Raw genomic sequence first — 4673 nt, forward strand, 5'->3', positions numbered from 1 at the left:
CATTTCTCGAACGTCTATGCCGCGATCTTCATGATCGGGATCATCGGCCTCGGCACCGACCTCGTGCTTGCCCGGCTCGGCAAGCGTCTTTTCCCCTGGGACCGGACCGCGAAGGCGTGAGGAGAAGAAAGCCATGAACGCTCAGAAAACGCTTCCTTCCTATCTCGAACAATCGGACGAGGTGCGCGCCCGCTTCGACAGGCTGAAGTCGCGCGACGTCATCCTGAAGGTGAAGGCCCTCGGCAAGACCTTCCAGACGCGAAACAAGGAGACGGTCGCGCTGAAGGACATCGAGTTCGAAACGCACCGCCGCGAATTTCTCTGCATCGTCGGACCCTCGGGTTGCGGCAAGTCCACGCTCATCCGCATTCTGGCCGGTCTCGAAACCCAGACGACGGGCGAGGTGTTGCTGGAAGGAAAGCCGGTGCGCGGCCCGGGGCGCGACCGCGGCATGGTCTTTCAGGGCTATACGCTTTTTCCGTGGCTGACCGTCAAGCGCAACGTGATGTTCGGCCTCGAAGTCAACAATGCCGGCCGCCTGGAAGCCGAACGTCAGGCGTTGCAATGGCTGCAACTGATCGGCCTCGAAAAATTCGCCGACGCCTATCCGCATCAATTGTCCGGCGGCATGAAGCAGCGTGTCGCCATCGCGCGCGCGCTCGCGAACCAGCCGCGCATCCTGCTGATGGACGAACCCTTCGGCGCGCTCGACGCGCAGACCCGCGCCCGCATGCAGGCCTATCTGCTCGAAATCTGGCGCAAGATCGACATCACCATCGTCTTCATCACCCACGATCTCGACGAGGCGATCTATCTGGCCGACCGCATCCTGGTGCTGAAGCCGCATCCGGGCGAGGTGCAGGAGCTGATCGAGGTGCCGGTGCCCCGCCCCCGCGCGATGGATCAATGCATCTCGGAGGAATTCCTCGCGACCAAGGCGCGGCTCGAGGAACTGATCTATTCGAACGAGACGCTGACGGAAGAGGGCGACGAGCCCTATCCGGTGATGATGCGGCTCGCCGAAGCCGGCGACAATGTGGAGTGAGGGCGATGCTCTGGTCTGAACGGACATGGGCGGAACTGCCCGTCGATCTGGAAAAGGCAAGTCAGGCCGCGATCCTGCCCGTCGGCGCGACCGAGCAGCACGGGCCGCATATGGGCACCGGCATGGACGCCGTGCTCGCCGATATTCTTTGCACGGCGGTGTCGGAGCGCACCAGCGTGCCGATGCTGCCGACCATGTTCTATGGCTGCTCGCTGGGGCATAGCCGCCGCTGGCCCGGCACCATCGCGCTCCAGCCGGTCACGCTCATAAATCTCGTCAAGGACATCGGCGACTGGGCCTATCATTCCGGCGTCCGCCGCCTCTTCATGGTCAACACGCATGTGACCAATGTCGCGCCCCTGCGCTGCGCGCTTGAGATGCTGCGCGCCGAGCACGACGATATGATGGTGGCGCTGGTCAACTCCGCCACCATCAGCCCGCGCATCCGCGCATTCCATTTCGCCGACGGCGACGACTGGCATGCGAACGATGCCGAGACCGCGCTGATGCTGGCGACCGCGCCCGAGATGGTGCGGCCCGATGCGCAGGCCGGGGCCGACGATCCCGACCGCACCGAGGGCCTCGTCTTTTCCCATCCCGTCAATCGCACCAGCACGAACGGCGTCACCGGCACACCGAGCCGGGCGACGCGCGAAAACGGAAAACTCTGGTTCGACTGGATGGTCGAGGATCTGAGCGAGTTGATCTTGCGAGGCCTGAAGGAAAAGCCCCCGCTCGATCGCTCCTATTTCGAAAGCAGCGGCTGAGGCTCACCGCTCCCCCAAGAGCCTTCGAAAAATCTGACGCGATGCGATGCGGACGAATGGACAGTCCGCAAACGGCGAAGCTTTAACGTGCGAGACGGAGAACGAAAATGAGCGCGACCCCCGACATCAAGAAGCTGATGCAGGAGCTGAAGCAGAAGGGCGTCAAATATTGCATCGGCGCCTATGTCGACATTCACGGCGTACCCAAGGGCAAGGTCGTGCCGATCGACCATCTCGAACATATGGCGCATGGTTCGGAGCGGTATACGGGCTACGCCCTTGACGGTTTGGGCCAGGCGCCGAACGACGACGAGATCACCTCGATCCCGGACCTCAACCACGTCATCCAGCTGCCGTGGGAACCCAAGGTCGCCTGGATGCCCGCCGATAACGGCTTTCAGGGGAAGCCCTATCCGCTCAACACACGCGTCGCGCTGAAGAACGTGCTCGCCGACGCGGCCTCGCTCGGCTACGGCTTCAACCTCGGCATCGAATGCGAAATCTATGTGCTGCGCCAGAATGAAGACGGCACACTCTCGGTACCGAACCCGAACGACAAGCTGGTGAAGCCTTGCTACGACGTGCGCGGCTTCATGGAGCAGTTCACCTGGCTCGACAAGGTCGCGACCTGCATCAACGATCTCGGCTGGGATCTCTATTCCTTCGATCACGAAGATGCGAATGGCCAGTATGAATTCGATTTCCAGTATGCCGACGCGCTGACCATGTGCGACCGGTTGATCTTCTTCCGCGACATGGCCAAGCACTATGCGAAGGAAGAAGGCCTGCTCGCGACCATGATGCCGAAGCCCTTCGCCAACAAGACCGGCAATGGCGCTCACTTCAATATGTCATTGTCAGATCTCGCGACCGGCAAGAACGCCTTTGCCTGCGATCCGAAGGACGATCCGCGCGGGCTCGGCCTCACCAAGATCGGCTATCAGTTCATCGGCGGCATCCTGAAGCACGGCCCCGCGCTTTGCGCCGCCTTCGCGCCGACGGTCAACAGCTACAAGCGCCTCGTGCGGCAGGGCGCGATGAGCTATTTCACCTGGGCGCCGGTCTTCAACTCCTATGGCTCGAACAACCGCACCAATTCCGTGCGCGTGCCGGCCGGCGGCGGACGCTGCGAATCGCGCAATGCCGACGGTGCGGTGAACCCCTATCTCGCGGCGACGCTGGCGCTTGCCGCCGGCCTCGAAGGCATCCGGGAGGGGATCGACCCCGGCGCGCCGAACGAGGATAATCTCTACACGATTTCCGAAGCGGCGCGCCAAGCTCGCGGCATCCACTTCCTGCCCCAGACCCTGCAGGAGGCGGTCGCCGCCTTCGCCGCCGATCCCCTGACGGAACGTGTGCTCGGAAAGGAGTTGCGCGATGAGTTCATCAAGTACAAGACCGAAGAGTGGAACGCCTACCACCTCTCGGTCAGCCAGTGGGAAATCGAACGCTACAGCCACATGTTCTGAGGAGTGACGATGGCCGACATCGAACACCGTTCCGAAAGCCGTCCCGTCAGCCGGATCAGCATTTCCCTGCCGGAGGAATTGCTGACCGAGCTCGACGAGATGGTGGCGGCGCGCGGTTTCGCCAGCCGCTCGCAGGCGATCAACGACATGCTCCACCAGTCTCTGGTGGAGCATAAGCGCGAGCGTGGCGACGATGTCATGGCCGGCACGATCACGCTCTTCTACGACAATTCAGTAAGCGGCCTGCAGAAGCAGCTCGCCGATCTGCAGTATCGCCACATCGCCGAGGTGATTTCGTCGCTCCACGTCCATCTCGTCCACAACCAGACGATGGAGGTGATCCTGGTGCAGGGACCGGCGAAGACGCTTCAGGCGATTGCCGACGAAATGATCACCAAGCGCGGCGTCATCTCCGGCAAGATGCAGCTCGTGACGGCGGTGATTCCACCGTTGCATCCGTCGACACCCGGCGAATGATCAGGCGATCGGCTGGTCCGGGAAAGCAAGTTCGTGGCGGGCGCGCCATTCGGGCCTGACGTAATTGACGATGATCGACTTGCGGACGCCGTTGAAATCGCGCTTGGCGACGCCGTGCCAGCTGTCGTCGGCGGGAATGAAGATGATCCCCTTGTCGAAACCGCCGGGCGCCGAGCCCAGATGCCGCTTGGAAGCGTCGTAGATGTCGGTTCCCCAGCCTTCGGCCTCCGGCACGTCGGACAGGTAGACGAGCATGGTGAAGAGCTTGACGCCGATATCGGTATGCGGCTCCAGCCAGAAGCCATCGCGGTCCTGGCAATATTCGATGCGCAGCGAACTGCCGGTCAGCGCTATGCCGGTGGTCTGTTCGAGCCGCCGCACCGTCTCGGGAGCCTGAAATGCCGAGGCGACCGCCTCGCAGACAGGAAATCGCGCGCGGTTCTCGACCGAGAAAAAATTGCGCGTCGAATTATGCGTCTCGCGCTTGCCGAGCGTGTCGCCGATCTCGGGTGGTGCCAGCGGCAGTGCCGGGATGGCATGGGCGACTTCGTCCGGAAGAGCATCGGTCAGCAGCCAATGCGCGAAGGGCTCGTGCTTTGCCGCCGCACGGTCGAGGCAGGCGGCGAAATGGCGGATAATGTTCTGCGCGGCGTTCATCGGGAGTTCTCGCGTGGGTCGGACAGGAATTCAGCCAGGTAACGCCGCACGGCGGGGGCCGTCGGCGTCTCGGGGGTGCCTAGGTTGACCACCAGCACGGCGGTATCGGGAGCGTCGAGCATGGGTGCATTGTCGCCGATCCCGGCTTGCGTCGGCAGGCAGGCTACGGATTGCCGGCACTGCGCGCATCACTGCACTGGGAACGCTCATAGGCGATTCATGGCAACACTACTAATTTCAGTTACTTGCTATATCTTC

General features: G+C 62.6%; 6 protein-coding genes. 4 read left to right on the plus strand and 2 right to left on the minus strand.

Annotated features, from left to right (window positions below; all coding sequences use genetic code 11):
* The first annotated feature begins 133 nt into the window (after positions 1–133).
* The 4 genes from VMR03_RS13440 to nikR all read left to right on the plus strand — a co-directional run bounded on the left by VMR03_RS13440 (position 134) and on the right by nikR (position 3758).
* Complete coding sequence (locus VMR03_RS13440) at positions 134–1045, plus strand: ABC transporter ATP-binding protein (protein ID WP_325406049.1); 912 nt, start codon at positions 134–136, stop codon at positions 1043–1045.
* A gap of 5 nt (positions 1046–1050) precedes the next feature.
* The gene (locus VMR03_RS13445; RefSeq protein ID WP_325406051.1) at positions 1051–1812 is read left to right on the plus strand and encodes a creatininase family protein; all 762 of its coding nucleotides are present in this window, start codon (positions 1051–1053) and stop codon (positions 1810–1812) included.
* A gap of 107 nt (positions 1813–1919) precedes the next feature.
* Positions 1920–3281 (plus strand): type III glutamate--ammonia ligase, encoded by a 1362-nt coding sequence (gene glnT / locus VMR03_RS13450; RefSeq protein ID WP_325406053.1) that lies wholly within the window; start codon positions 1920–1922, stop codon positions 3279–3281.
* 9 nt (positions 3282–3290) lie between these two features.
* Positions 3291–3758, plus strand: a complete 468-nt coding sequence (gene nikR, locus VMR03_RS13455) for a nickel-responsive transcriptional regulator NikR (protein WP_325406055.1) — start codon at positions 3291–3293, stop codon at positions 3756–3758.
* On the opposite strand, the gene VMR03_RS13460 is transcribed toward nikR, so the two are convergent.
* Together VMR03_RS13460 and VMR03_RS13465 are read right to left on the minus strand one after the other, a co-directional pair.
* Positions 3759–4415, minus strand: a complete 657-nt coding sequence (locus tag VMR03_RS13460; protein ID WP_325406057.1) for a 2OG-Fe(II) oxygenase — start codon at positions 4413–4415, stop codon at positions 3759–3761.
* The gene (locus VMR03_RS13465; RefSeq protein ID WP_414693184.1) at positions 4412–4537 is read right to left on the minus strand and encodes a ferrochelatase; all 126 of its coding nucleotides are present in this window, start codon (positions 4535–4537) and stop codon (positions 4412–4414) included. Before VMR03_RS13465 ends, VMR03_RS13460 begins: the two co-directional genes overlap by 4 nt.
* Between the last annotated feature and the right edge of the window lie 136 nt (positions 4538–4673).

Origin of the sequence: Parvibaculum sp., from assembly GCF_035511255.1 — a bacterium.
GTDB lineage: Bacteria > Pseudomonadota > Alphaproteobacteria > Parvibaculales > Parvibaculaceae > Parvibaculum.